At 68.8% G+C, this 26,314-nt stretch carries 26 protein-coding genes; 16 read left to right on the forward strand and 10 right to left on the reverse strand.

The genetic code is table 11. The features are described 5' to 3' along the window. Positions 1 to 37 precede the first annotated feature (37 nt). From DI276_RS30555 to DI276_RS30565, 3 genes are all read left to right on the forward strand, one after another. Positions 38 to 3,430 (forward strand): S8 family serine peptidase, encoded by a 3,393-nt coding sequence (locus DI276_RS30555; protein ID WP_157985041.1) that lies wholly within the window; start codon positions 38 to 40, stop codon positions 3,428 to 3,430. A 118-nt stretch (positions 3,431 to 3,548) separates the two neighbouring features. Beyond that, positions 3,549 to 4,298 carry a methyltransferase domain-containing protein gene (locus tag DI276_RS30560; protein WP_112269662.1) on the forward strand — a complete coding sequence of 250 codons (750 nt, stop codon included), beginning with the start codon at positions 3,549 to 3,551 and terminating at the stop codon, positions 4,296 to 4,298. A 102-nt stretch (positions 4,299 to 4,400) separates the two neighbouring features. Continuing rightward, on the forward strand, positions 4,401 to 5,792 hold the full coding sequence (locus tag DI276_RS30565) for a hypothetical protein (protein ID WP_112269664.1): 1,392 nt from the start codon (positions 4,401 to 4,403) through the stop codon (positions 5,790 to 5,792). A 50-nt stretch (positions 5,793 to 5,842) separates the two neighbouring features. Here DI276_RS30565 and DI276_RS30570 read toward each other — a convergent pair whose 3' ends face one another. Both DI276_RS30570 and DI276_RS30575 read right to left on the reverse strand, forming a co-directional pair. Beyond that, the gene (locus DI276_RS30570) at positions 5,843 to 7,504 is read right to left on the reverse strand and encodes a DEAD/DEAH box helicase (protein ID WP_112269666.1); all 1,662 of its coding nucleotides are present in this window, start codon (positions 7,502 to 7,504) and stop codon (positions 5,843 to 5,845) included. Between the two features lie 256 nt (positions 7,505 to 7,760). After that, entirely contained in the window at positions 7,761 to 7,958 is a 198-nt protein-coding gene (locus DI276_RS30575) for a hypothetical protein (RefSeq protein ID WP_112269668.1), read from the reverse strand. Between the two features lie 161 nt (positions 7,959 to 8,119). Here DI276_RS30575 and DI276_RS30580 point away from each other — a divergent pair, with 161 nt between their 5' ends. Beyond that, a complete protein-coding gene (locus DI276_RS30580; protein WP_112269670.1) occupies positions 8,120 to 8,962 on the forward strand; it encodes a DODA-type extradiol aromatic ring-opening family dioxygenase in 843 nt (280 codons plus the stop codon). 4 nt (positions 8,963 to 8,966) lie between these two features. Here the strand turns inward: DI276_RS30580 and DI276_RS30585 are convergent, their stop codons facing one another. After that, positions 8,967 to 9,215, reverse strand: a complete 249-nt coding sequence (locus DI276_RS30585; protein ID WP_112269672.1) for a hypothetical protein — start codon at positions 9,213 to 9,215, stop codon at positions 8,967 to 8,969. Further along, a complete protein-coding gene (locus tag DI276_RS30590) occupies positions 9,197 to 9,589 on the reverse strand; it encodes a zinc finger protein (protein WP_332874718.1) in 393 nt (130 codons plus the stop codon). Before DI276_RS30590 ends, DI276_RS30585 begins: the two co-directional genes overlap by 19 nt. Here DI276_RS30590 and DI276_RS30595 point away from each other — a divergent pair. Continuing rightward, on the forward strand, positions 9,513 to 10,343 hold the full coding sequence (locus DI276_RS30595; protein WP_157985042.1) for a helix-turn-helix domain-containing protein: 831 nt from the start codon (positions 9,513 to 9,515) through the stop codon (positions 10,341 to 10,343). The genes DI276_RS30590 and DI276_RS30595 overlap by 77 nt on opposite strands. A gap of 10 nt (positions 10,344 to 10,353) precedes the next feature. Then, positions 10,354 to 10,515, forward strand: coding sequence for a DUF397 domain-containing protein (locus DI276_RS30600; RefSeq protein WP_112269676.1), 162 nt, complete (start codon positions 10,354 to 10,356; stop codon positions 10,513 to 10,515). On the opposite strand, the gene DI276_RS30605 is transcribed toward DI276_RS30600, so the two are convergent. Beyond that, complete coding sequence (locus DI276_RS30605) at positions 10,509 to 11,213, reverse strand: hypothetical protein (RefSeq protein ID WP_112269677.1); 705 nt, start codon at positions 11,211 to 11,213, stop codon at positions 10,509 to 10,511. The two genes, DI276_RS30600 and DI276_RS30605, sit on opposite strands and share 7 nt — an antisense overlap. Positions 11,214 to 11,286: 73 nt before the next feature. Between DI276_RS30605 and DI276_RS30610 the strand changes: the two genes are divergently transcribed. Next, on the forward strand, positions 11,287 to 12,144 hold the full coding sequence (locus tag DI276_RS30610) for an ornithine cyclodeaminase family protein (RefSeq protein WP_232837030.1): 858 nt from the start codon (positions 11,287 to 11,289) through the stop codon (positions 12,142 to 12,144). Between the two features lie 60 nt (positions 12,145 to 12,204). Here the strand turns inward: DI276_RS30610 and DI276_RS30615 are convergent, their stop codons facing one another. Next, positions 12,205 to 13,425 (reverse strand): family 16 glycosylhydrolase, encoded by a 1,221-nt coding sequence (locus DI276_RS30615; RefSeq protein WP_112269681.1) that lies wholly within the window; start codon positions 13,423 to 13,425, stop codon positions 12,205 to 12,207. Positions 13,426 to 13,623: 198 nt separating this feature from the next. Between DI276_RS30615 and DI276_RS30620 the strand changes: the two genes are divergently transcribed. From DI276_RS30620 to DI276_RS30630, 3 genes are read left to right on the forward strand one after another with little or no spacing between them, the layout of a single operon-like run. Beyond that, the gene (locus tag DI276_RS30620; protein WP_232837031.1) at positions 13,624 to 14,799 is read left to right on the forward strand and encodes an MFS transporter; all 1,176 of its coding nucleotides are present in this window, start codon (positions 13,624 to 13,626) and stop codon (positions 14,797 to 14,799) included. A gap of 19 nt (positions 14,800 to 14,818) precedes the next feature. After that, complete coding sequence (locus tag DI276_RS30625) at positions 14,819 to 15,382, forward strand: TetR/AcrR family transcriptional regulator (RefSeq protein WP_112269685.1); 564 nt, start codon at positions 14,819 to 14,821, stop codon at positions 15,380 to 15,382. After that, on the forward strand, positions 15,379 to 15,942 hold the full coding sequence (locus DI276_RS30630) for a hypothetical protein (RefSeq protein WP_112269687.1): 564 nt from the start codon (positions 15,379 to 15,381) through the stop codon (positions 15,940 to 15,942). The genes DI276_RS30625 and DI276_RS30630 overlap by 4 nt, the downstream gene beginning before the upstream one ends. Here DI276_RS30630 and DI276_RS30635 read toward each other — a convergent pair. Both DI276_RS30635 and DI276_RS30640 read right to left on the reverse strand, forming a co-directional pair. Further along, the gene (locus DI276_RS30635) at positions 15,898 to 16,320 is read right to left on the reverse strand and encodes a nitroreductase family deazaflavin-dependent oxidoreductase (protein ID WP_112269689.1); all 423 of its coding nucleotides are present in this window, start codon (positions 16,318 to 16,320) and stop codon (positions 15,898 to 15,900) included. The genes DI276_RS30630 and DI276_RS30635 overlap by 45 nt on opposite strands. Further along, complete coding sequence (locus DI276_RS30640; protein ID WP_198681002.1) at positions 16,321 to 17,097, reverse strand: LuxR C-terminal-related transcriptional regulator; 777 nt, start codon at positions 17,095 to 17,097, stop codon at positions 16,321 to 16,323. Positions 17,098 to 17,176: 79 nt separating this feature from the next. Between DI276_RS30640 and DI276_RS30645 the strand changes: the two genes are divergently transcribed. Genes DI276_RS30645 through DI276_RS30655 form a run of 3 tightly spaced genes read left to right on the forward strand, consistent with a single transcriptional unit; the run spans position 17,177 to position 20,872 of the window. Next, entirely contained in the window at positions 17,177 to 18,847 is a 1,671-nt protein-coding gene (locus DI276_RS30645) for an AMP-binding protein (protein ID WP_112269691.1), read from the forward strand. Positions 18,848 to 18,877: 30 nt separating this feature from the next. Continuing rightward, positions 18,878 to 19,693, forward strand: coding sequence for an SDR family NAD(P)-dependent oxidoreductase (locus tag DI276_RS30650; protein WP_112269693.1), 816 nt, complete (start codon positions 18,878 to 18,880; stop codon positions 19,691 to 19,693). A gap of 15 nt (positions 19,694 to 19,708) precedes the next feature. Then, entirely contained in the window at positions 19,709 to 20,872 is a 1,164-nt protein-coding gene (locus DI276_RS30655) for a hypothetical protein (protein WP_157985043.1), read from the forward strand. Here DI276_RS30655 and DI276_RS30660 read toward each other — a convergent pair. After that, positions 20,856 to 21,515, reverse strand: a complete 660-nt coding sequence (locus DI276_RS30660; RefSeq protein ID WP_112270006.1) for a nitroreductase family protein — start codon at positions 21,513 to 21,515, stop codon at positions 20,856 to 20,858. The two genes, DI276_RS30655 and DI276_RS30660, sit on opposite strands and share 17 nt — an antisense overlap. 73 nt (positions 21,516 to 21,588) lie before the next feature. Here DI276_RS30660 and DI276_RS30665 point away from each other — a divergent pair, with 73 nt between their 5' ends. Continuing rightward, positions 21,589 to 22,533 (forward strand): LysR family transcriptional regulator, encoded by a 945-nt coding sequence (locus tag DI276_RS30665; RefSeq protein ID WP_112269697.1) that lies wholly within the window; start codon positions 21,589 to 21,591, stop codon positions 22,531 to 22,533. A gap of 282 nt (positions 22,534 to 22,815) precedes the next feature. Here DI276_RS30665 and DI276_RS30670 read toward each other — a convergent pair whose 3' ends face one another. Further along, positions 22,816 to 23,025: a DUF2795 domain-containing protein gene (locus tag DI276_RS30670; RefSeq protein ID WP_157985044.1), complete on the reverse strand. Its 210-nt coding sequence runs from the start codon at positions 23,023 to 23,025 to the stop codon at positions 22,816 to 22,818. Between the two features lie 167 nt (positions 23,026 to 23,192). Here DI276_RS30670 and paaZ point away from each other — a divergent pair, with 167 nt between their 5' ends. Both paaZ and DI276_RS30680 read left to right on the forward strand, forming a co-directional pair. Next, a complete protein-coding gene (gene paaZ / locus DI276_RS30675; protein ID WP_112269701.1) occupies positions 23,193 to 25,214 on the forward strand; it encodes a phenylacetic acid degradation bifunctional protein PaaZ in 2,022 nt (673 codons plus the stop codon). A gap of 338 nt (positions 25,215 to 25,552) precedes the next feature. Next, on the forward strand, positions 25,553 to 26,314 hold a 762-nt coding region (locus DI276_RS30680; RefSeq protein WP_119724491.1), incomplete at its 3' end, for a DUF222 domain-containing protein.

A 26,314-nucleotide genomic window follows, 5' to 3' on the forward strand; every position in this document is an offset into this window, starting at 1 on the left:
TCTCCTGGGTGAGAGGTTCACATCCAGGGGAGGACACGTGCGCCTTGCCAGTTGTTTGACCGTCGCCGTGCTCGCCGCCGGGCTGCTCAGCCCGGTGGCGCACGCGGCTCCACCGAGAGCTCAGCCGACGGCGACCAAGACCATCACGCTGATCAGCGGTGACAAGGTCGTCGTCAACGAGCGGGGCGAACTCGCCGGTGTCGAGGGACGGCCCGGCATGCAGTTCGCGAAGTACGTGCAGAACGACCACCAGTACGTGGTGCCGGCGGACGCGGTCGAGGCGGTTGGGCAGGATCGCCTCGACAAGCGGTTGTTCGACGTCACCGCGCTGAACGAGTTCGGCTACACCGACGACAAGATCGACCGGATTCCGTTGCTGGACAGCGGTTTCCGCGCCACCGCGGCGGTGCCGAAGAAGGAAGCCGCACAGCGGTGGAAGCAGCGGGTCAACGCCCGCGGTGCCGGAAAGTTGTGGCTGGACGGCAAGTCGCGGCTGCTGCTGGACCAGAGCGTGCCGATGGTGGGTGCGCCGCAAGCGTGGCAGGCCGGGTTCGACGGCACCGGAGTCACGGTCGCCGTGCTCGACACCGGCTACGACCAGAACCACCCGGAGCTCAAGGACGTGGTCGCCACGTCGAAGGACTTCACCCCGGCGGGCATCCAGGACAACATCGGCCACGGCACGCACGTCGCGTCGACCATCGCCGGCCGCGGCGCGCAGTACACCGGTGTCGCCAAGGGCGCGAAGCTCGCGGTCGGCCGGGTCTGCGAGGCCGAGTGGTGCCTCGACAGCGCGATTCTGGCCGGCATGGAGTGGGCCGCCCGCGAGGTCAGGGCCAAGGTGATCAACATGTCGCTGGGCGGTGACCAGTCCGACGGCACGGACCCGTTGTCGCTCAAGGTGAACGAGCTGACCGCAGAGACCGGTGCGCTGTTCGTGGTGGCGGCGGGCAACTCGGGCGAGCGCCGCAAGGTCGGCGCACCTGCGTCGGCCGACTCTGCGCTGGCGGTGGCGAACCTGACGAAGTCCGGCACGGTGAACGAGTGGTCGTCGCGCGGACCGCGGCTGAACGACTTCGCGGTCAAGCCGGACATCGCCGCTCCGGGCACGGACATCGTGGCCGCACGCGCCGAGGGCACGCTGTGGGACCACTACGTCGACGACCTGCACGCGCGGCTGACCGGTACCTCGATGGCCGCGCCGCACGTCGCCGGTGCCGCTGCCATTCTGGCCCAGCGCAACCCGTCCTGGTCGGCCGCCGAGCTGAAGGCGCACCTGATGGCGACGGTCAAGCCGATCGCCGACACGTCCGCGAACGTCGGCACCGGACTGCTCGACGCCGGCCGAGCCGTCACGCAGAAGGTGCGCGCCGACGTCGGCAGCCTGTCGTTCGGGCTGCTGGAATGGCCGCACACCAAGACGTTCACGAAGACCGTCACCTACCGCAACGACGGCGCGGAGCCGGTTTCCCTGTCGCTGAAGCACAACCTCGGCGCGGACTTCTCGGTGCCGGCGTCCGTCACGGTTCCGGCGGGCGGCACCGCACCGGTGGAGGTCGTGCTGGACCCGCGCAAGGGCAACGGCACCTTCTTCGGGCACCTGACTGCTTCCGCCGACGGTGTCTCGGTGACGACCGCGGTCGGCGCGTACGTGGAGGAGGAGCGCCACACCCTGACGGTGTCGATGACCGGCCGGGACGGCAAGCCCGTGCCGAGCGAGTTCCTGGTGGTGGTCAACATGTCCACGCGGGAAGCCTCGCTGCTCAGCATCGCGGACGGCACCGGGTCGGCCCGCCTGCCGGTCGCGGACTACGCGGTGCTCGGCCGGATCGACGAGCTGACGCCGAACTACGCCTGGTTCACGCCGGTGTCCGCGACCGAGGTGGCCGGCCGGGTGTCGCTGCGGGCCGACGTGTCGCTCGCGCTGGACGCCAGGCAGGGCAAGCAGATCAGGGTCGACGTCGGTGACGCCGAGGTCTGGTACCGCAACGCCGAGCTGACCGTGCCGTTCCAGCCGGGCAAGATCAGCGGTGTCGCCAGCACCATCGACGGCAGGGTTCCGCTGTACAGCCTGTCGTTCGGGTCGCCGCTGCCGGAGCTCACTTACGACTCGGGCCTCAAGGCGGGGCAGCCGCTGCTCACGGTCGTCGGCGGGTTCCCGGTGCGGTACTACGAAGGCAGCAAGTACCTGCCGGTGGGCGAGCACCGGCTCGACGTGGCCGAACGCGGTGCCGACGTGCGCGGCAAGCTGGCTCTCGTCCGCACGGCGGGGGAGGACCCGTACGCCGTCGCGCGGGAGATGCAGGCGGCCGGTGCCGTTGCCGTGCTCTGGGCCGGTCCCGTGCCGTTCGGGTACGACGAGCAGACGGTCATCCCGGTGATCGCGGTGGCGGAGCACCACGTCGCCACGACACCTGCCCGGCTGACGTTGCGCGCCATCGCGGGCTCGCCGGTGTCGTACACGTTGTACTTGGCGGAGAAGGGAAAGCTGCCGTCCGGTACCAAGCACATCCGGCGTTCCGAGCTGGCCGAGGTGAAGGCGCGCTACCACACGTCCGGTGCGGACGGCTTCGTCACGACCAGGAACTACCGGATGGTCGACGGCCTGATCGACCACAACGTCGGCGTGCTGGACGAACGACTGACGGCTCCAGCCCAGCGCACCGAGTACTTCACGCCGGGCACGTGGTTCCAGGAGGGCTTCGACGGCCGCAGTTCCGGCGCGGGCGACGACCCGCCGGTCACCTCGTGGGCCGACCTCGCACCGGTGACCTTCGCGGCGGGCAAGCGCTACGAGCACTCGAACCTCCGCGCCGTCTCGTCACCCCGCTTCGGCCGTCCGACGCAGGTGACGTGGTCGCAGGGCGGTGGTGTGACGCGGACCGGCGACCTGATCGACGTCCGGATCTCGCCGTTCGGCGGCTCCGGCTGGGTGGAGAACTGGACGTACACCGGCTACGGCTGGGTGGAACTGCGGCGGAACGACGAGGTCGTGGGCTACTCCGATGCCCGGCAGGGGTCGATTTTGGCGCCCGCACGGGACGGCCGGTACAAGCTGACGCTGGACGCGGCTCGCGACACGTCGGCGTTGTCGACCAGCGTGCAAACGGCGTGGGAGTTCTCCGCTGCCGTTGACGGCCGGTTGCCGTTGTTGGAGGTCGACTACACGCTGCCGGTGGACCTGCGGAACAGCTGGAAGGCCGGTGTGCCGATGCCGGCGAAGTTCACCGCGTCGCGTCCGTCGTCCACCTTGCGTGAACTGCGTGCCTACGCGTCGTTTGACGACGGTGCCAACTGGGTGCAGGTGAAGTCGATCGTGCCCCCTGGTGGTGCGCCTGGGGGTTACGTGTCGCTACGCGTGGTGGCTGAGGACACCGACGGCAACAAGGTCGACCAAACGGTCCTGCGGGCCTACCGCCTTCGGGCGTAACCCTCCGGCCGTTCGGTCGTTGTAGTTCCCTGCGGCACCTGCCTGGTTTTGCGCGAGACGAAGAAGGACGCGGCGTCTCGCGGCGGCCGGGCAGGTGCCGCCGCTATATGTTCGGCTCATGGGGACTTTCGAAGATCTGGTGGCCGAGGGGGCCGCTGTACCGCTGGAGGGCTGGGACTTCTCCTGGTTCGAGGGCCGTGCGACGGAGGAACGCCCGCCGTGGGGTTACGCGGAGCAGATCGCGGCACGGCTGGCGACCGTGTCTTCGGCGCTCGACCTGCAGACCGGTGGCGGCGAGGTCACCGCCTCCGCACCGGTGCGGCCGCTGCTGCTGGCCGCCACGGAATCCTGGCCGCCGAACGCACTCGTGGCCGCGCAACGGTTGCCGTTGGTGGTCCAGGCGCCGGACGACGGGCCACTGCCGTTCCACGACGAGACGTTCGACCTGGTGATCAGCCGGCACCCGGTGGTGACGCCGTGGGCGGAGATCGCGCGGGTGCTCAAGCCCGGCGGCACCTACTTCTCCCAGCAGATCGGTGACGGCACGAACCGCGGGCTCACGGAGTTCATGATGGGGCCGCAGCCGGTGAACGACTTCCGCAGCACCGCGCGGGCCCGTGCGGAGGCCGAAGCCGCCGGACTGGAAGTGCTGCAACTGGAGGAAGTGGCGCTGCGGGTGGCGTTCTTCGACGTCGGCGCGGTCGTGCACTTCCTGCGCAAGGTGCTGTGGACGGTGCCGGGGTTCACCGTGGAGGGGTACCGGGACCGGCTTCTGGCCATGCACCAGCACATTCAGGAACACGGCGAGTTCGCCTGCACGTCGACCCGGTTCCTGATCGAGGCGCGCGCGAGCGGTATGACACGATAACGACCTTCGGGAGCCGCACTTCGCTGGAGCGCTCCCATGGTCAACGGGGACCGTCAACCCGCAACACCGTTCGGTGAAATCACGTCTGTGCGAGGTAACGCGATGAGCAGGGCTGCGCTGGTGGCGTCCCGGGACACGGTCGAACCGGAAGACGCTCCCCGGCTCGTCGAGCGGTTGCTCCCCGCGACCCCCGCTGCCACCGGGAAGCGCACGGCGCTGGGGTATCTGGCCGCCTTCGTCGCCGCCGTCGGTTTCCTGCTGCTCATCCCGGCGGGCCGGTCGCACCTCGACCACGTGTGGGCCGAGGACGGCGCGCTCTTCCTGTTGGAGAGCATCACGAAACCGTTCGCGGCGACCGTGTTCGACCCGTACGCGGGCTACCTGCACACGCTGCCGCGGTTGGTCGCCGAGCTGGTGTCGTTGCTGCCGCTGGAGTGGGCCGCGGCCGGGTTCGCGATCGCGGCGGCCTGCCTGCGCGCGGTCGTCGCGCTGATCGTCTTCGCCGCGTCGGGCGGCGTCCTGCGGTCACTTCCAGTGCGATTCGCACTGGCCGCAGTTGTGATCGTGCTGCCGGCGGGCAACACCGAGACGATCAACAACATGGCGAACCTGCACTGGTTCCTGCTCTACGGCGTGTTCTGGGCGCTGCTGTGGCGCCCGGCGGCGCGGTGGCAGAACGTCGCGGGCGCGGTGTTCGTCGCGCTGGCGGCCGCGTCGACGCCGATGGTCGTCTTCCTGGCGCCCATCGCGTTGCTGCGGCTGGTGCTGCCGGGCCGGATGATCACCATCGGGTTCTTCCTCGGGTCGGCGGCGCAGGCCTGCGCCGTGCTGTTGTCGGAGGGCAGGGCCTACTCGAAGGAAGCGGTCGACCCGCTGCAGCTGGTGCTGGCCGCGGCGTTCCGCGGTCCCCTGGTGGCCCTCACGGGGTCGGAGGGGGTCGCGAAGTTCTTCCCGCGGTTCGGCTTCTGGCCGGCGCTGGCGGCCGTGCTGGTGTTCCTGGTGCCGATCGTGTTCGCGTTGGTCTGGGGCAGCCCGGCGCACCGCTTCGTCGCGGTCAGCGCCGTCACCCTGCACGGGCTGGTTCTGGGAGCGAGCCTCGTCGCGAACTGGATGGGCGGGCTGGAGGTGCACTACGTCTGGGCGGTCATGTTCGGGCAGCGGTACAGCATCGCGCCGTGCCTGTTCCTCTTCGCCGCACTGGCGGTGGGGCTCGACACCGTGCGCCGGCCCCGGTGGGCTCGCGGCACCGTGCTTACGACCAGGGTCCTGGTCACGTTGTCGGTGCTGGCGAGCATCTACCTGCACACCACGGCTCCCGCGGGGCGCGTGCACGGAACGGCGTTGGGTGGCCGCCTCGACGGGCCGGCGTGGGCTCCGGGCGTGGCCAAGGCCAGGGAGAGCTGTGCGCGGGGCGAGTCGGTCGGCCGGATCGCCCAGGAGCCGGTGACGGAGGGCTGGGAGATGGGCCTGCCCTGCGCGTTCCTGAAGCGATGAACGGCGCTTTTGTGCACCTGAGGTGAACAAAAGCGCCGTTCATCGTCTGGCTAGCGGGGCTGGCGCTCGCGGCGGATCGTGATGCGCTTGCCCTTGATGGTGGCGTCCCGCAGCTGGTCGATCACGTCGTTCGCGGCCGGGCCGGGAACCTCGACCAGCGAGAACCGGTCCGCGATCTCGATCGCGCCGATGTCGCGGCCCTTCAGGTTCGTCTCGCCGGTGATGGCGCCGACGATGTCCTGCGGGCGGATGCCGGACGAACGGCCCGCACCCAGGAACAGCCTCGTCATGCCCTCGGACGGGCCACGGCGCTCGCGGCGCGGACCCGCGGGGGCACCGTCGCGGCGCGGGCGGTCCTCACGCGGACGGACCTCCGGGATCTCCTCCTCGTCCGCGGCGGCACCGGAGGCCTCGTGGGCGAGCTTCACGGCGGCCAGCGCGATGTCCATGACGTCGAACTCGTCGGCGAGCGTCTCGACGACGACGCGGAACCGGCTGAGGTCGTCCTCCATCAGCGACTCCTGCAGCGACGAGCGGGTCAGCTCCAGCTGCCGGGCGCGCAGGTCGGCGACCGTCGGCACCTTCTCCATCGGGATCTTGGTCTTGGTGACGCGCTCGATCGTCTTGAGCATCGAGTTCTCGCGCGGCTCGACCAGGGTGATCGCGACGCCCTCGCGGCCCGCGCGACCGACGCGGCCGATGCGGTGGGTGTAGGCCTCCGGCGCGGACGGCACGTTGTAGTTGACGACGTGCGTGAGCTGCTCGATGTCGAGGCCGCGGGCCGCGACGTCGGTGGCCACCAGCAGGTCGGCGGTGCCGCCGCGCAGGCGGGCCATCACTCGGTCGCGCTGCTCCTGGCTGATGCCGCCGTGCAACGACTCGGCGCGGTAGCCGCGGCCGTTCAGCGTCTCGGTGAGCTGGTCGACCTCGTCACGGGTGCGGCAGAAGACGACGGCGGCGGTCGGCGCCTCGACGTCCAGCACGCGGCCGAGGGCGGCGGGCTTGTGTTCGCGGCGCACCAGGTATGCGGTCTGGCGGACGCGCGGGGCCTCGCCCGGCTCGGTCTTCTCGCGCTCGATCTGGATCAGCACCGGCTCGCGCAGGTGGCTCTTGGCCATGCGGTTGATGCGCGGCGGCATCGTGGCCGAGAACAGCACGGTCTGCCGCTCGGCCGGCGCCTCGGCGAGGATCGCGTCGATGTCCTCCGCGAAGCCCATGTCGAGCATCTCGTCGGCTTCGTCGAGCACGACGATCTGCAGCTCGCTGAGCTGCAGCGTGCCGCGCTGCAGGTGGTCGATCGCACGGCCGGGGGTCGCGACCACCACGTCGACGCCGCGGGACAGCTCGCGCAGCTGACGGCCGATCGGCTGGCCGCCGTAGATCGGCAGCACCCGAGCGCCCATGTGCCGGCCGTAGCGGTGCACGGCCTCGCACACCTGCACCGCCAGTTCACGGGTCGGCGCGAGCACGAGGGCGAGAGGCTTCTCGCCCTTGCCGATCCGGTCGGCGATGCGTTCGAGCAGCGGGAGCGCGAACGCCGCCGTCTTGCCCGTGCCCGTGGCGGCCTGCCCGAGCAGGTCGTTGCCCGCGAGCAGCGGCGGGATCGCTTCGCTCTGGATCGGCGTCGGCTCCTCGTAGCCCAGCGTGGTGAGCGCGTTGAGGATGTCGGGCCGCAGCCCCAGGTCGGCGAAACCGTTGTCGGCGGTGGTCATGGGGAGTATCTTCCCCCACCGCCCGACATCGCACTCACTCAGACCACGTCACGGCACCTCGTGGAGGCCGCCCTGCACGTCGGCGCTGCTCGTCTCGCCGTTGGATCTCGAGCTGACCTGGCCTTATCGCTGACCACGTGCAGACAGGGGTGACCCTTCCCACAGCACGCGGGTGAGTTACCCCGAACCCTGGTTCGCAGGCGGTTTCCTTTGCGTCCACAGTGGACTGGATTGCAGTCCACTGTGGAGCTTCGGATCAATCGGCGGCCGGACTGCTCGGGATGAGGTAGGCGATACCGGTGGTGACGAGAAGGCTGATCGCGCCGGCGACAACCGCCGGCGGCGACAGCGGCGTGAGCTCGTCGACGAGCCACAGCACGATCGTCGTGACCGCGCCGGCCACGCCACCGCCCACGATCTTGGTTGACGGCTTCCATTCGGGTGTGTTGTTCATCGGACTCCCGCCCCTCTGCGCATGGCCTCGACGCCCGTGTTCTGGTCCATAACGGACCTCCTTGCTTGCACAGGGGTCCGCCGTGGACTCGGAGATACCGTTGCCAGGGATGATCACCGCAAGTGCACGCCTCGTGACGCGCCGGAACCTAAACTGGTCCGGTGAAGAAAAGCCTGACGGTCTGCGCCTCGCACCTGATCACGTTGCCGAGCGCACCTTTCGGCCCGGTCCGCGCGGCGGTCGAGGTGGCACGCGACGCGGTCTCGGCCTTCGACCCGGAGCTCGTGGTCTTCTTCGGCACGGACCACCGCCGTGCGTTCCGCTCCGTCGTGCCGACCTTCGCGGTGGTGCTGTCGGCCACCGCTCAGGGCGACGTCGCCGGGCCGTCCGGTTCCTACGACGTCCCTTCCTCACTCGGCCGCGAGCTGGTGGCGGACCTGGTGGCCGGGGAGTTCGACATCGCGACGGCTTACTCGGTGGCGCTTGACCACGCGTTCGGCCACACGGCCCGCGACCTGCTGGGTTCGATCTCCGCGAAGCCCGTGCTGCCCGTCTTCATCAACTGCGCCTCGCCGCCGCACGCGACCTTCCGCCGCGCGGCGTCACTGGGACGCCGCGTCGGCGAGTTCTTCGCTGATCGTCGCGTGTTGTACGTGGGTTCGGGCGGCCTGGCGCACGACCTGCCGGGCTTCCGCGAGCCCGAGACGGGCGAGGTGCTCACGGAGGAGGAGCGCCAGGCGTGGATCAAGTCGGTCAACGAACGAGCGCGTGCGGAAGGCACGATCCGCGAGCTGGTGCGCACGTGGGACGAGGCCTTCCTGGCCGGTGTCGGCGGGACGTCGTGGGAATGGCTCGACGAGATCGGCGTTGACCTGGTCGAGCGCGGTGGCAACGGTGCGGCGGAGTGCCTCACCTGGACGGCGGCGTGGGCCGCCGGTGGGCAGGCCCTGACCGTGCTCGCCCACGAGTTCGACACGAACGGCCGCGCCGTCGTGATGTCCTAGTCCTTCAAGTCGGCGGCATCTCGACCGTCGACAGCACGTCGGCCTCGGCCAGGTACAGGCGGCCGAGGTCGATGAGAAGCGTCCCAAGCTCCCGATAGTGCTCCGCGCGCTGTACGTCGGGAATCAGGCCGCACGTGCGCAACATATTTTGTGCGAGCATCTCCCCGAACTGTGGATAAGTTTTCACCACCTCACGCGAGAGCCGTTGAAGAGATATGCGGAGCAGGTCCTCCGTCAGGATTTCCGCGGCCATGGCAGGATCCCCTCGCTCTCTCGCCAGACGCCGTCGCACTCCCAGCACGTCGGCCAGCAGATCTTGTCTCGCCACAGGCTGAACTCTTGCGGCACAAAGGGATCGCCGCACAGCGTCTCGACGAGCTGCCCTCTGGCCAGCTCGTCGGGGATGGCGTGCCTGAGTCCCCCGTGGGGTGCCCATCTGAACCTCACAGAATTATTGTGCGACTTGGAAGACCTCCAAGCTAACGCCCTTTCGGGTTGTGTCGTCACCAAACGTTCTGGAATGCTCAGGAATGGGTCTACCGTTCTCGTCATGCCAAAAAGATTCTCCACAGCAAGGGGGCGGGAGTTCGGCGACGGCCTGCGTGCGGCCATCGCGAACACCGGCATGACCTCGCGCGCTGTCGCCGAGCTCGTGGGCTGGCAGGAGGCGAAGTTGTCGGACCTCGTGAACGGCAAGGGCGGGGCGACCGAGCTCGAAGTGGCGATGTTGCTGGGGGCTTGCCGGACGCCGCCGGCCGAACGCGACCACCTGCTGGCGCTGTTCAACGAGGCCAACCTCAAGGGCTGGTGGCAGGAACACGGGGCGTGCACGCCGATCCGGCCCCGCACGTTGATCGAGCACGAGCGCGCCGCGAACAAGCTGATCAGCTGGCAGGTCTCGCTCGTGCACGCGCTGGTCCAGTTGCCGGAGTACGCGCGGGCGGTCATCGCGTCGTGTGCGAACGTGCCCGACGACGAGGTCGAGGAGCGCGTGCAGGTCCGCATCGCGCGGCAAGTGGTGCTGGGCAAGGGCTTGAAGTGTCTCTTCTACCTCCACGAGGCGGCGCTGCTGGCGCCGATCGGTGGCGACGAGGCGATGCGGGCGCAGCTGGAGCACCTGCTGAAGATGGCCGCGCGGTCGTACGTCGAGCTCCGGATCGTGCCGTTCGGGGTCGGCGCCCATGCGGGACTTGCCGGGGCGTTCGACATGTTGGCGTTCGACAAGTACGAGCCTGTCGTGTTCCTGGACAGCGAGAACTCGAGTCTGATCATCGAGGCGCCGTACGCGGTGAAGTCGTACGAGCGCGTGCTGGAGGCGCTCGAGGAGATCGCCTTGGATGCGGAACAATCGAAGGAGCTGATCAAGCGGCTGCTGACATGAGGAGAGACCGATGGCCGAGTGGCGCAGGAGCTCCCGGAGCGGGAACGCCGGCAATTGCGTGGAGGTCGCCACGGGCACCGGTATCCGCGACAGCAAGGCGCCGGCCACATGTGTCGAGGTGGGCGACGGGGCGTGGACCGCGTTCCTGACTTCGGTGAAGCGAGATCACTGAGAATCGTCGCTCGGTGGGGATGCGACCGGATGGATGATCACGTCGCCGTGCACCGAGTTCACCTGAACGGCAGTTCCGCTGACCGGCCCCGTCAGCTCGTTCAAGCCGGTGACACCGATGGGCGACGTCGCCGGTGCAGCTGCGGTGGTGCAGAGTCCGACGAGTTCCACGACCTTCCGCACGTACTCCTCAACCGTGGTGATGCCGGCGTATTTCCGCAGGACGCGCCGCTTGAGCGGCATGAACCACTCCTCGCTGCCCGGCGGCATCCACGTCGCGCGCGCCAGCCCGAACGGCTCGTAGCGCACGAGCCGTGGGAACGCTCGGATGAACTCGTCGGTGAAGTGGATGTTCACCATTTTCAGCTCGGCTGAGGTGAACTCGGGTTCGGTGACCTCGAAGGGCGATGTCCGGTGTTGCGCGGCCTTCCGGACGAGTGCCTGAAGAGCATCGATGAAGTTGTCGGCCACAGCGCGGTACTCGTCCAGGTGCAGTGCGGCCGCGATCGTCAGGCGGACGGTGCTCTTCGGGTTCAGGTTCCAGTGGTCGTACCAGACGAGGCTGTAGTGCGGGTCCGCGGCGGTCAACGCACCTACGGTCGGCATCGAGCGCAGGGCCAACTCGGCGTTCGTGAACCCGGCGTCGTACATGCCGTTTTCGACGTGGTCCCAGATCGGCCACCTGTTCTCGTCGCGCATCGGGGCCGGCCGAAGTGTCGACGGGCAACGTTACCGGGGAACCCGGCACGGCCAGCTCGTTATGATCCGAACCATGACCATGCCCGCAGCGATCGAAGCCGTCCGCGCCGCGTTCGCCGGGCTGGCGGCGGGGGAGTTCGAGCTGCCGCCGCGGCAGGCGTTCAGCGAGAGCCGGTCGCTCGTGATGACGGTGCACCACCTGCCGACGGCGTCCACGGCGGTCAAGGTGATCAGCATCGAGGTCGAGCGCGACCCGGTGATCACCGGCACGGTCGTCTACTCGCATCCGGGCGGGCAGTTCGTCACGGACGCGGTGCCGCTGACCACGCTCAGAACCGGCGCGGTGGTCGGGGTGGCGACGGATCTGCTGGCCGACGAGGACGCGTCGCACCTCGCGTTGCTCGGGGCCGGGGCGCAGGCCGCGGACCAGGTGCGGGCCGTGCACGCGGTGCGGCCGTTGAAGAAGCTCGTGGTGTTCAACCGCAACGCGCGTCGTGCGGAGGCGTTGTTGGAGAGCCTGAAGGACGAGCTGCCGGACACCGTGCTGGACATCTCGGTCGACGCGGAGGAAGCCGTTCAAGACGCGGACGTCGTGTGTTGCGCGACGGCGTCGACGGTGCCGCTGTTCTCCTGCGATGCGCTCAAGGAACGGGTGCACGTCAACGCGATCGGGTCGTACCGGCCGGTGATGCGGGAGCTGCCGGAAGAGCTGCTCAAGTGCGCCGAAGTCGTGGTGGTGGACCAGGTCGAGGCCGCGTTGAGCGAGGCGGGGGAGATCATCCGGGCGGTGCAGTCAGGGGTGCTCCGGCTGGAGTCGCTCGTCGAGCTCGGTGCGGCGCTGGGGAATCCGCCGCTCAAGCAAGGCCGGACCGTGTTCAAGTCGGTCGGCGTGGCCGTGCAGGACTGGGCCGTGGCGAGGCTGCTGGCGTGAAGAACGCGCTGGACGTTCGAACCCTTCCGCCGCAAGGGTTCGAACGTCCAGCGCGAAGTCTCACACCTGCCACTTCTGGCTGGCGACGCCGAGGCAGTCCCAGATGTGGAGTCTGGTGCCGTCGGCCGAGGAACCTCCCACGGTGTCCAGGCACTTGTTGGCTTGCGGGTTCACGATGTCCTGTGCGCCGCTGACGGCCCACTGCTGGGCAGCGGTTCCGTTGCAGTCCCACAGTTGGACCACGGTGCCGTTCGCGACACCGCCGGCGTTGACGTCGAGGCACTTGCCCAGCGCGCGGATGGTGCCGTCGCCTGGACGGCTCCACTTCTGGGCTGCGTTGCCGTTGCAGCCGGTGATCTGGATGGGTGTGCCGTTGGCGGTGTTCGCCCAGGGCACGTCGACGCACTTGCCGCCGATGCCGCGGATCTCCGTGCCACCGCTGGGCGGCGGGCTGTCGTTCGAGACGCGGACCCAGTCGACCACGAGCTGCTGCGGGAACGTCGTGCTGCCGTCCGGGTAGCCCGGCCACTCACCACCGACCGCGAGGTTGATGATGATGAAGAACGGCTTGTTGAACACCCACTGGCGGCCGCCGAGGTCGGCGGGCGTCTTGCGGCCGTAGACCTGGCCGTCGACGGACCACACGATCTCACCGGGACGCCAGTCGACGGCGAAGTTGTGGAAGCCGTCGGCGAAGTTCGGGCCGTTGTACTGGTGCAGCAGGCCGCCCGAGCCGGAGTAGCCGGGGCCGTGGATGGTGCCGTACACGGTGTTCTGCTGGTGTCCCAGGAACTCCATGACGTCGATCTCGCCGGAGCCCGGCCACGGGTTGCCGGTGTTGATGTCCGCACCCAGCATCCAGAAGGCCGGCCAGATGCCCTTGCCGCGCGGCATCTTCATGCGCGCTTCGAACCGGCCGTAGGTCTGGGTGAACTTGCCCGCGGTGTTGATGCGGGCGGACGTGTACTCGCACCGGCCGTACCAGCACTGGTAGTTGCCGGGGTTCTCGCGCTTGGCGGTGATCACGAGGTTGCCCTGGCCGTCGTGCACCGCGTTCGAGGTGCCGGCCTGGTACCACTGAGACTCTCGGTTGTTGCCGTTGTTGTTGCCGACTTCCATTTGCCACTTGCTCCCGTCGACACCTGTGCCGGCGGGGGCGTTGAACTCGTCGGCCCAGGTCACCGCCGCGTTGGCAGGGGGAGCTTGGCTGGTGGTGGCGACGGTGATCCCCGCGGCGACCAGAGCGGCGGCAGCGAGGGCCGTCCCGATGCGTCGATGCATCGAACCGACCTTTCCGGGATTTAGTTGTGCGCCCAGTGGTTCGGAAGTGTTGTCACCCCGTGACTCTCGGTCAACGTGTAAACCTTTTCACGTTGTTGGCAGATGAGAGCGCTCTCAAGTGATCTACGGCGGTACCAGCGCTTTCCTCGCCGAAGAAATCGAGTTGCGGCTCAACGGGCTGCGTTGGAGGTTCAGACCATGACTCGGGGGATGCTCTGGTTGCTGGCGGTCGCGTGCGGTGTGGCGGTCGGCAACGTCTACTTCCCGCAGGCGGTCACGCCGCTGGTCGCGGACGGCCTGCGGATCCCCGTGGACCGGGCGGCGCTCGTGGTCACCGCCGCCCAGATCGGGTACGCCTGCGGGATCTTCCTGCTGGTGCCGCTGGGGGACCGGGTGCCGTACCGGCCGCTGATCGCCACCCTGTTCACCGTCACGGGACTGGGGCTCGCCGTGGCCGGGTTCGCGCCGTCGCTCGGGCCGTTGTTCGCCGCCGGGGTCGCGGTCGGCGTGACCACGGTGATCGCACCGATCATCGGGCCGATGGTCGCCGGGATGGTGGCACCGGAGAACAGGGGCGCGGCCAGCGGGACCATGCTGGCCGGCTCGATCGGCGGGATGCTGCTCGCCCGCACGTTCAGCGGGGTGCTCGGTGAGCGGCTGGACTGGCGGGCGCCGTACCTGGCGGCGGCCGGGCTCGCGTTCGTGATGGCCGTGGCGCTGTGGCGGGCCTTGCCGCGCACGGAGCCGCACACCCGGCAGTCCTATCCGGACCTGTTGCTGGAACCGTTGCGGCTGCTGCGAAGTGAGCCTGAGCTGCGGCGTTCCTGTTGGTACCAAGCCATGATCTTCGGGGCGTTCAGCGCGGTGTGGGGGAGTGTCGCGTTGTTGCTCGCCGGACCGACGTACGGCTATGGCGCGCAAGCTGTTGGGCTGCTGGCGCTGGTCAACGCCGCGACGATGCTCGCGACCCCGTTGGCCGGGCGGATCGTGGACCGCCGCGGGTCGGATCCGGTCAACCTGGTGTGCATGCTCGCGGTGATCGCGTCGGCGGCCGTGCTGGTGGGCGGGTCCGCAGGTGGCCCCGCCGGGCTGGTCGCGTTGGTGATCGGCACGCTCGTGCTCGACGTGGCCATGCAGTGCGGGATGGTCGCGAACTCGATCCGGATGTACGCGTTGAGCGACACCCACCGCGGTCGGCTCAACACCGCCTACATGACGTGCGCGTACCTCGGCGGCGCGGTCGGGTCGTGGTTGGGAGTGCGCGCGTACGCCCAGTTCAGTTGGCGCGGCGTGTGCGGACTCGTCGCCCTCATGGCCGCAGCTGCCCTCGCACGCCACATCGTCGTGGTCAGGCACCTTGACGTGAAGAGCTAATGGCATTAGCTTTTGAGCTATGGCTGTTCGACCACGTCTCACCACCGCCAAGGTCGTGGACGCCGCACTGGAGCTGATCGACGAGCAGGGCGTCGAGGGACTGACGCTCGCTGCCGTCGCCGCCCGTACCGGCGTCGCCACGCCTTCGCTGTACAAGCACATCGCGAGCCTCGGCGAGTTGCGCGCTCACGTCGGCGTGCGGTTGCTGGAGGAGATGACCGCCTGGTTCACCGAGGCGGTGCTGGGCCGGGCAGGCGACGAGGCCGTGACAGCGCTGATGCACGCCTACCGCGCGTACGTCAAAAAGCACCCGAAGCGCTACGCGGCCATGCCGATGGACCCGTTGCACGACGAACTGCAGCAGGCGGCCGGCCTGAAGCTCATCGAGGTCATGCTCGCGACGCTGCGCAGTTACGGCCTGGAGGGCTCGGAGGCCATCCACGCCACGCGGCGGCTGCGGGTGATCGTGCACGGCTTCGCGTCGATCGAGTCCGGCGGCGGGTTCGGCCTGCCGGAAGGACTCGACGACACCTACGACCAGCTCGTCCGGATGTACCTCACCGATCTCAGGGGGCAATCATGAAGTGGACGCTCACCGCCGCCGGCCTGCTCTTCCTGCTGTACCCCGTGACCAGACCGTGGGAGGACGAGACGACAACGGCAGGAGCCGCTGCCGCGATGGGCTCCCCGGCGTGGGTCTGGTCGCACCTGTTCGCCATGATCGGCTTCATCCTCGTGCCGATCGCGCTGCTGGAGATCCACCGCACGGCCGCGATCACGTTCTGGGTCGGCGCGGGACTGACGTTGCCGTACTACGGCGCCGAGGACTTCGGCCTGCACGAGATCGCCGCGCAGCCGAACGTCCTCGAACTGGCCGAGTCCGTGCGCTACAACCCGTTCGCTGTCACGGCTTTCGCCGTCGGACTGCTCACCATGGGCGCCGCGGCGATCATGGTCGCGGTCAAGCTCCGCACCACCGCGGCGATCCTGTTCGCCGCCGGGTTCGCGTTGTTCCTGCCGCAGTTCTTCACGCCGCCCGCCGTCCGGATCGCGCACGGCGTGCTCATGATCGTCGGCTGCGTCTGGCTCGCCTGGGACTCAGCGCGGCGTGAGGCGAAAGACCCGCAGCTCGCGGCCGCCTGACCGCTTGACGTAGTCCTCGAACGCCGGCCAGGCCGCCACCATCTTGCGCCAGGCGGCCTCGCGCTCGGCACCGGCCAGCAGCGTGCCGCGCACGTCCCGAACGTCGCCGCGGACGTTCACCTGGATGTCCGGGTTCTTGAGGATGTTCGCGGTCCAGCCGGGGTGGTGCGGCTTGCCCCAGTTCGACCCGACGACCAGCATCGAGGAGCCGTCGGCCACGTACTGGACCTGGTTCTCGCGCCGCTCACCGGACTTGGCGCCCACGGTGATCAGAGTGAGGCCGGTCTGCTTGCTGAACGACACGGTCATCAGCTTGCCGCCGGTCAGCTTGTACAACAGTCGGTCGGTGCCGATCACGGCCTTCTCGAACCACGACACTCAGAGCGCTCCCGTCGACCTCGCCGCGTGGACCGCGGCGGTTCTGTTGTGCACCCCCAGCTTGCGCATCGCGCCCCGGAGGTAGGCCTTGACGGTTTCGGTGCCCAACCCGAGCTCGGCGGCGATCTCCCGGTTGGACGCACCGACCGCGGCCAGGCGAAGCGTATCGAGTTCGCGCGGAGTCAGTCCGCTGGGGACGGTGACGGGAGCTTCGCCGCCGAGATCCTGGTGGACCCGGCGCAACCGCTCGCGCAACGCCGGATCGCCGACGAGCCGGGTGACCTCGGCGAGCTCGCGCAGAGCGGCTTGAGTGTGCAGTGACGGCATTTCCAAGTCCCCCGCGAAGCCCTGCGCGACGGCGCCGGCCATCCTGATCGCCCGGTCACCGACGGTCGTCTGCCCGCGCACCGCGCCGTAGAGCACGCCGTGCACGGTGCCGCGGACCGTGACCGGGTAGGCGAACACCGAGGTCAGGCGTTCGTTCACGACCACCATCTGGTCGAACTCGTGGGTGATCGCACGGGTCGAGGCGTAGTCGTTCACCCGCACCGGCGTGCGCATCGCGATCGCCGTGCCGCCGAGGCCGCGTCCGGCACCGATGCGCAGGCCGTACAACGAGGTGCCGTGCGTGCCGAAGAAGCTGGTGAGCAACAGGTCGCGGCCGGGCGTGACGGCGCCGCCGAACACGACGGGCAACCCGGTGGCTCGGCGGAGCATGTCCAGGCGTTGCGGCAGCAGTGCCTGGAAACGGTCTGGCAGCACGTCTCGCAGTGTCACCCACTCCGCGCACCCTCGAAAAGGGGTGCACCCCTTTTCGGGGGTATACCGGCGCCCGGAGTCTCCGCACGCTCTGGGAATGTCCAGTCACGACACCTACCGCGCGGCCCGCGACCTGATGCTCAGCGACCCCGCGTCCTTCCGCTGGCCGAGCTTCGACAGCAGCTTCAACTGGGCGCACGACTGGTTCGACGTCATCGCCGAGGGCAACTCCGCGACGGCGTTGCACATCGTCGAGCAGGACGGGTCCGAGCGCGCCTACTCCTACGACGAGCTGCGCACCCGGTCGAACCGGGTCGCGCGCTGGCTCGCCTGGCACGGCGTCGGCAAGGGCGACAGCGTCATGATCATGCTCGGCAACCAGGTCGAGCTGTGGGAGTCGATGCTCGCCGTCATGAAGCTCGGCGCCGTGATCATGCCGACCACCACCGCGCTGGGACCGGCGGATCTCGCGGACCGGCTCAAGCGCGGCAACGTCCGGCACGTCATCGCGCGCACCGAGGACGCCGACAAGTTCGAGGACGTGACCAACAAAGAGCACAGCACTGTGCTGATCGCGGTCGGTGGCGCCACCGCGGGCCGGCTGGACTACGCCGAGACCGCGGAGGCGCCGGACAACGCGTTGCCGCACCCGAAGACGAGGGCGGACGACCGGCTGCTGCTCTACTTCACGTCCGGCACGACCAGCCGGCCGAAGCTCGTCGAGCACACCCAGGTCTCGTACCCGGTCGGGCACCTGACGACCATGCGCTGGATCGGCGTCCGGCCGGGCGACGTGCACCTCAACATCAGCTCGCCCGGCTGGGCCAAGCACGCGTGGAGCTGTTTCTTCGCACCGTGGATCGCGGAAGCGACGATCTTCGTCTACAACTACGGCCGGTTCGACGCGGCCGCGTTGCTCGGCCAGATCCGCGACAAGGGCGTCACCACGTTCTGCGCGCCGCCGACCGTGTGGCGGATGCTGATCAAGGCGGATCTGAGCGGCGGGCCCGGTGCGCTGCGGGAGGTCGTGGCCGCCGGTGAGCCGCTCAACCCCGAGGTGATCGAGCAGGTCCGGCAGCAGTGGGGCCTCACGCTGCGGGACGGCTTCGGCCAGACCGAGACCACGCTGTCGGTCGGCAACGTGCCGGGTGCGCCGGTCAAACTCGGCTCGATGGGACAGCCGATTCCCGGCGTGCCGGTCGTGCTCGTCGACCCGATCAGCGGCGAACTGGCCGAAGAAGGCGAGATCTGCATCGACTTGAACGAACGGCCCATGTCGCTCATGGTCGGCTACCACGGCGATCCCGAACGCAATGCCGAGGCGATGTCCGGCGGTTACTACCACACGGGCGACATCGCCTCGCGCGACGACGACGGCTACTTGTTCTACATCGGACGGACGGACGACGTGTTCAAAGCGTCCGACTACAAGATCTCGCCGTTCGAGCTGGAGAGCGTGCTGATCGAGCACCCGGCGGTCACCGAGGCGGCGGTCGTGCCGGCACCGGACCCGCTCCGGCTCGCCGTGCCCAAGGCGTACGTGGCGTTGAGCGCGGGCTGGGAACCCAGTCGAGACACCGCGCTCGCAATCCTGAAGCACGCCCGCGAGAACTTGGCGCCGTTCCAGCGGATCCGGCGGCTGGAGTTCTTCGAGCTGCCCAAGACCGTCTCCGGCAAGATCCGCCGCGTCGACCTGCGCACCCGCGAGGAGGCCGGCGGCGCCGCGGACGACTGGCGGGACGACCAGTTCCCCGAACTGCGCCAGTAGGGCGCTTGCCCATGGTGATCTACTGGTCACATGGTGCGAAAGATCGCGGGCCGCCCGGCGGTGATCACCGGGGCTGCCTCGGGCATCGGCCGCAGCCTCGCGCAGCGGCTGTCCCGGCACGGCTCACCGGTGGTCATCGCCGACGTCGACGGGACGGGGCTGGAGGAGACCGCCAAGTCGTTGCACGGCCCGGTGCTCAGCCGGGTGCTCGACGTGCGGGACGCGGACGACGTCCACCTGTTCGCCGACGAGGTCCAGGACTGGCTGGACCTGCCGATCGCGGCGGTGTTCAACAACGCCGGTGTGGCCACGTCCACGACCGTGTTGAACTCGCGCCCGGAGGACGACACCTGGCTGTTCGACATCAACTACTGGGGCGTGGTGAACGGCACGCGGGCGTTCCTGCCGAAGCTGGTCAAGCAGAACTACGGCGTCATCGTGAACACCTCCAGCGTGTACGGGCTGGTCGGGATGCCGAAGAACAGCGCGTACTGCGCCGCGAAGTTCGCCGTCCGCGGGTTCACCGACTCGTTGCGACAGGAGCTGCGCGGTACCGGCGTCTCGGCGGTCACCGTGCACCCCGGCGGCATCAAGACCAACATCGTCCGCAACGGCCGCATCCACGCCGAGCTCGACGAGCAGGGCAGGTCGCTGGAGCAGATCGCGGCCGACTTCGACAAGGTCGCGCTGACCACCCCGGACAAGGCCGCCGAGGTCATCCACCGGGGCGTCGAACGGGGCAAGTCGCGCATCCTGGTCGGCCCGGACGCGTACGTGTTCGACGCGCTCGCCCGCATCGCTCCGACGCACTACTTCAGTGTGATGGCGCGGCTCTTCGAACGGTGAGGGATGATCTCCGGCATGGCTCCGGAGACGTTGGTGCGGCGAACCGAACAGTGGTTCGTGCGGCAGGGTGCGCCGACGATGATCGAGGGTTACGGCTTCCGCTCGCACGTGCTGCCGCGGATGTTGCCGGCACTGACGTTCGTCGCGGTCGGCAGCCTCGCGTGGCTCGTGTTGCTGCAGTCCACCGGGCTGTCGAAGTGGGTGCTGCTCGGCGTGATCGTCGCGGTGACGGTGTCCGCGTGGATCGTGCTCTCGTTGTTCGTGCGGCGGCTGCCGAGTTTCTCGCGTCAGACGACCATCGTGTTGTTGACCATGTACGCGGCGATGCCGGTGATCGTGCCGCTGCTGCAGTACGCGGTGAACGACAAGATCATCACGCCGGGAGCCGAGAATCCCAAGGCGGAGTTGTGGATCAACGCGCTCTGGTTCATCGCCTTCTTCGGCCTGGCTTTCGTGGCCACGATGCTGGCCACCACGTACGGCCTGGGTGCGCTGCTGAAGGCCGCCATCCGGCACGTGCTCGCCGACCTGCGCAACAGCGTGCACCTGCTCGGCCGCGCGCTGCCGCCGATGTTGTTCGTGACGCTGTTCCTGTTCTTCACCGGTGAGCTGTGGCAGGCGATGGACAAGCTGAAGTGGCCGCGGGTCAGCCTGATCGTGCTGCTGTTCGCCGCGGTCACCGTGCTGGCGGCGGCGGCCCGGTTGCGCGACGAGATCGGCCGGGTCGAGCAGGACCTGCGGCCGGAGATCCTGTCCGCGGCCTGCAAGGGCACACCGCTGGCCGGGGTCGAGATCGCCGAACCGCTGGCGCCCAAGCGGTTGACCGGTCGGCAGCTGCGCAACCTGCTGGTGATGCTCGCGATCCGGCAGCTCGTGCAGGCCGCGGTGGTCGGGCTCGCGCTGTTCGCGTTCTTCGTGCTGCTCGGCCTGATCGTCGTCACGCCCGAGATCGCCGCGCAGTGGATCGGGGAGCCGGCGAAGGAGTCGATGATCCCCGGGGTGCCGTCGGCGATGTTGCGCAACGCCACGTTGTTCGCGGCGTTCGGCAGCATGTACTTCTCGGTCATCTCGATGAGCGACGCCGAGCACCGCCGCCAGTTCTTCGCGCCAGTGCTGGAGAAGGTCGAGCGGACGCTGGAAGTGCGCGCGGTGTACCTGGAGGTCAGAGGACGAACGTGAGCGCTTCGTCGAGCGGTTTGCGGCGCAGGTCCGGTACCTCGCAGTCGTCGGCTGGGTAGCCGACTGGGAACAGGATGTACGGCCGTTCACCGGGACGACCGAACAGATCGCTCAGGAACGTCATCGGATTCGGCGTGTGCGTGAGCGTCGCGAGGCCCATCTGGTGCAGCGCCGCGATGAAGAAGCCGCACGCGATGCCGACGCTTTCGTTGGTGTAGTAGGTTTTCTTGCCGTTCTGCTGCTTCTGCGCGAACGCTACGACCAGCCAGGGGGCGGTGGTCAGGAACTCCTTGGTCGCGTCGGTCTCCAGCCGCGCCAGTGCCGCGTGCCAGTCCGGGAGGTCGCGCTCGTGGTAGAAGCGCTGCTCCTCCTGCTCGGCCGCCGTGCGGACGCGGCGTTTGAGCTCCGGGTCCCTCGTGGCGACGAACCGCCACGGCTGCTGGTGCGCGCCGCTCGGAGCGGTGTTCGCGGCCTGGACTGCCAGTTCGATCGCCTCGGCGGGCACGTCGTCGGGAGAGAACCAGCGCACGGAACGGCGTCCGTCGAGCAGTTGGAGGAAGGCTCTGCCCCGGTCGAGTGCTTCCTCGATCGGCAGACGTGGCGGGGTGTACGGAAGGAACGGGTGGTGGTGCGTCCTGGTCACGGTCACCGACGATGCCCGTCTCTCCACTCTTCTGACCAGCTCAAGTTTCTGGTGTGAGCCATAAGCTGAACTGATGAACCTGCCCAACGTGACGGTGCGGCAGCTCGAGTACCTGATCGCGGTGGCCGAGGCCGGGTCGTTGACGGGTGCGGCCGCTCGGTGCCACGTCTCGCAGTCGGCGATCTCGTTGGCGTTGAGCGAGTTGGAGAGCGCGCTGGACCTCCGGCTGGTCGTCCGGTCGCCACGCCGGGGCGCCGCGCTGACGGCGGCGGGCACACAGGTTCTCGCCGATGCCCGCCGCGTCGTCAGCGCGATGGGCGAGCTCGGCGCGGAGGCACGCGGCCTGAGCCAGACCGTCAGCGGCGTGCTGACCGTCGGCTGCTACGCCCCGATCGCGCCGTTCCACCTGCCGGCCGCGATCGCCACGTTCGAACGCGAGCACCCGTCGGTGTCCGTCCGGTTCGTCGAGGGCAGCCTGCCGGAGATCCAAGAGGACCTGCTCGCCGGACGCTGCGAGATCGCGTTCCTCTACGACCAGGACGTCCTGCCGGGGATCGCCGTGCGCACGTTGTACGACCAGGCACCGAAAGTGCTGCTGCCTGCTGGACATCGGTTTCGGCGGCGGCGCGCCATCTCGTTGCGGGAGCTTGCTGGTGACCCGTTCGTGCTGTTGGACGTCCCGCCGAGCGAGCGCTACTTCCGGTCGGTGTTCGCGGCAGCGGGCGTCGACATGGTCGTGACCCATCGGGCGCGCAGCTTTGAGCTAGCCCGGTCACTCGTGGCCCGCGGCATCGGTTATTCGATGACCGTGCAGCAACCGGTGGTGAGTTCTTCGTACGAGGGACTGGAGGTGCTCGCGCTGCCGGTGCGCGACGCGGTGCCCACCACCCCGGTCGTGCTGGGTTGGGCCGGTGGCGGGCCGCTGACGCGCACGGCGCAAGCGTTCGCCGAGCACTGCACCACCCTGTTCAGCGCGCAAGGGGCTCACCACGTCACCGGCAGGGCCGGCACGGTGTAGAGCACGCGGTTCGGCAGGCGGGGAAAGCGTCCGAGCAGCCCGGTCAACGCCGTGGCGAGTTCCCGCCGTGCCAGCGCCGAGCCGAGGCAGTGGTGCGGTTGGCCGAGCGCTCCACGGTCAGCACCGCGTCGCCTACCGGGATCGTGCCTGCCGGTGGGGGAGGCGTTGGCGACGTGTACGACGGGTGAGCACGGACGACTGCGTGCTGATGGTGAAAGTGCTGCGGCGCATGATCACCAACGCGGAAGGTGATCCCGGCTTCGAGTTCCACCAGGACGTTTTTCAAGCCTCGCGGCTCTGGTCGAGGGCGACCACGCCGAGCACGTCCTCGAACGACTCGTACGGCCGATCCGGGATGGCATGCAGCGCGTGGACGGTGTCCTCGTCGGCGTTGTTGCGCGAGGCGTGATCCACCAGCTGCCCCTTGGCCGCGGGGTAGGTCACGTCCGCCAGCACCATGCGCAACCGGTCAACAGTGGTCGTGTCGCTCATCGGTCTCCTCCGCATCATCTCGTGACGCCTCGGGCTACCACGGTCGACGGGCGGCCACACCCGTGCTCCTGGCTCGTCGGCCGGGTCGCGGCCACGACGTCGGCTGATACGTTGCCGGTAGAAGGGTCGATGAGGATCCGTCGGCCTCGTGAGAAGGGGTTGGCTCGATGAGCTTGCTGCGCAGTTACGTGTCGGGTCGGTGGCACACGCCTTCCGCGGAGGGCGCGCCGTTGCACGACGCCGTCACCGGCGAGGAAATCGCGCGGATCTCGTCCGCGGGCATCGACATGGGCGCGGCGCTGGCGTACGGGCGCTCGGTCGGCGGGCCCGCGTTGCGCGAGCTCACGTTCCACCAGCGCGCGCAGATCTTGAAGGCGCTCGGGCTCTATCTGAAGGAGCACAAGGCCGAGCTGTACGCGTTGTCCGCGCGCACTGGGGCTACTCGCTCCGACTCGTGGATCGACGTCGACGGCGGCTTCGGCGTGCTGCTGGGCTACGCGTCCAAGGCCAAGCGCGAGCTGCCGAACGACCGCGTGTTCGTCGACGGCCCCGTGGAGCCGTTGGGGCGTGGTGGCACGTTCGTCGGCCAGCACATCTGCACGCCACTTCAGGGTGTCGCCGTGCAGATCAACGCGTTCAACTTCCCCATGTGGGGGCCGCTGGAGAAGTTCGCGCCCGCGTTCATCGCCGGGGTGCCGTCGCTGATCAAGCCCGCGTCCCAGACCGCGTACGTGACCGAGAAGCTGGTCTCGTTGATGCTCGCCTCGGGATTGCTGCCCGAGGGGTCGCTGCAGCTGGTCTGCGGTTCCGCCGGCGACCTGCTGGACCACCTCACGCCGCAGGACCTGGTCGGGTTCACCGGTTCCGCGTCCACCGCGCAGCACCTGCGCACGCACCAGGCCGTGATCCGGTCGTCCGTGCGGTTCAACGCCGAGGCGGACTCGCTGAACTGCTCGATCCTCGGGCCGGACGCCGTCGCGGGCACACCCGAGTTCGACCTCTTCGTGGGTCAGCTGGTGACGGAGATGACGACCAAGGCCGGCCAGAAGTGCACCGCGATCCGGCGTGCGCTGGTGCCCGCGGCGCTGATGGACGCGGTGGCAGAGGCGACCGCTGCCCGGTTGGCCGAGGTGGTGATCGGCAACCCGGCGGACAAGTCGGTGCGCATGGGTGCGCTGGCGGGTCTGGAGCAGCGCGAGGAGGTTCGCCGGTCGCTGAAGGCGTTGCAGGAGAACGCTTCGGTCGTCTACGGCGACGGCCCTCTGTCTCTTGTGGACGCTGACGCTTCGCGTGGGGCGTTCATGTCCCCGATGCTGCTGCGCGCTGCTGCTGACGCGGTGCAGCCGCACGAGGTCGAGGCGTTCGGCCCGGTGTCGACGCTGATGCCTTACTCGTCGGTTTCCGACGCGGTGGAGCTGGCCGCTCGCGGCGCTGGATCCCTGGTGGGTTCTGTGGTTTCCGCGGACACCGACTTCGTGCGTGATGTCGTCATCGGGGTGGCGCCGTGGCACGGCCGGTTGCTCGTGCTGGACCGCGAGGACGCCGGCGAGTCGACCGGGCACGGCTCGCCGCTGCCGATGCTGGTGCACGGCGGACCTGGCCGGGCCGGTGGCGGCGAGGAAATGGGCGGCATGCGCGGCGTGCTGCACCACATGCAGCGCACGGCCGTGCAGGGCAGCCCGCGCGTGTTGGCCGCCGTCACGAACCGCTGGGTCACCGGTGCGCCGCGCCGTGACGACGCCGTGCACCCGTTCCGCAAGACGCTGGCCGAACTGCAACTGGGCGACACGGTGGTGGCCGGGCCGCGCGAGGTGACGCTCGAGGACATCGAGCACTTCGCGTCGTTCACCGGCGACACCTTCTACGCGCACATGGACGAGGAAGCCGCGGCTGCCAACCCGTTCTTCGGCGGACGGGTCGCGCACGGCTACCTCGTGGTGTCGTTCGCGGCGGGCCTGTTCGTGTCGCCGGAGCCCGGTCCGGTGCTGGCCAACTACGGGCTGGAGAACCTGCGCTTCCTCACGCCGACGTTCCCCGGCGACACGCTGACCGTGACGTTGACGGTCAAGCAGATCACGCCGCGCGAGGACCAGGAGTACGGCGAGGTCCGCTGGGACGCCGACGTGGTGAACCAGAAGGGCGAGTCGGTGGCTCGCTACGACGTTTTGACGTTGGTGGCCAAGAGCTAGTCAGGACCGTCTGGTCGCCTTGCGTGGGTGGCCGGACGGGCTTGGGTTGCGTCATCGCCGCTGCGCGACGATTGCGATTGGGGCTTGACTTCGGGGCCCTTGCGAGGCGCTGGTCGGGCGGAAAAGGTCGGATGCTTCGCACCCGCCTGATCCAGAAAGGGTAGCACCTCGATCCCAAAGTCAAGCCCCAATCGCAGGCGTGCGTGGTTGCGTTGGGTTGTTTAGCGTGCGGTCATTACCGGTTTCCCGCGTCGGTATTGCCTGTCCCGGCTCGGTTCACTCGGTCGTGTTCGTCCTGGGCCGTTATTGTTTCGTGATCTTGCGGTAGAGTAGAACACGTGATCGAAACCCGACTCCTCTCGACCGACGTGCTGCTGCGCGGCATCGTCGACGAGGTGATGGAAATCCGGGTTCGCGAATCTTCGGTGATGCAGAAAATTGCCGAGTTGGATCGGCGCGGTGCCGCTTCCGAGCTGGGTTACAAGAATCTGGCTCAGGTGCTGCGGCACGTGGTGCGGTGGGATCTGAAGACCGCTCAGCGGTGGGTGGCGAACGCGGGGTTGCTGGGTCGGGAGATCACGCCGACCGGCAGTGAGCTTGCCCCGGAGCTTCCGGTGACCGCTGAGGCGGTGGCCGAGGGCGTGTTGTCGGTCGAGCATGTCGCGGTGGTCGCCGAGGTCATGCGGGACCTGCCCGCCGAACACGAGGCCATGGTCGTGGGCTACGCACGGGAGTTCGAGCCCGCCGCGGTGCGCAAGCTGGGCCGGGCGCTCGTGTACGGCCTCTACCAGAACGACCCCGAGCCGCGTGACCCCGAGCCCGTGCCGCTGGTCAACCAGCACGTGAAGCGGTGGCGCAAGGACGGTCTGCTGGAGATCCGGGCGTTGCTGGACACGGTCACCGGCGCCAAGTACGAGGCGCTGCTCGACCCGCTGGCCAAGCCCCGCCCGGACACGCCAGGGGAAGGCCCGGACCTGCGCTCGCGCACCGAACGCGAAGGCGACGCCCTGGCCGAGCTGGTCGACCTGATGCTGCGCGCCGACCAGCTACCTGAGCACGGCGGCGAACCGGTCACGCTCACCCTGACGATGCGCTACGAG

Source organism: Lentzea terrae (assembly GCF_003265345.1).
In the GTDB taxonomy this organism is placed as follows: Bacteria; Actinomycetota; Actinomycetes; order Mycobacteriales; family Pseudonocardiaceae; genus Lentzea; species Lentzea terrae.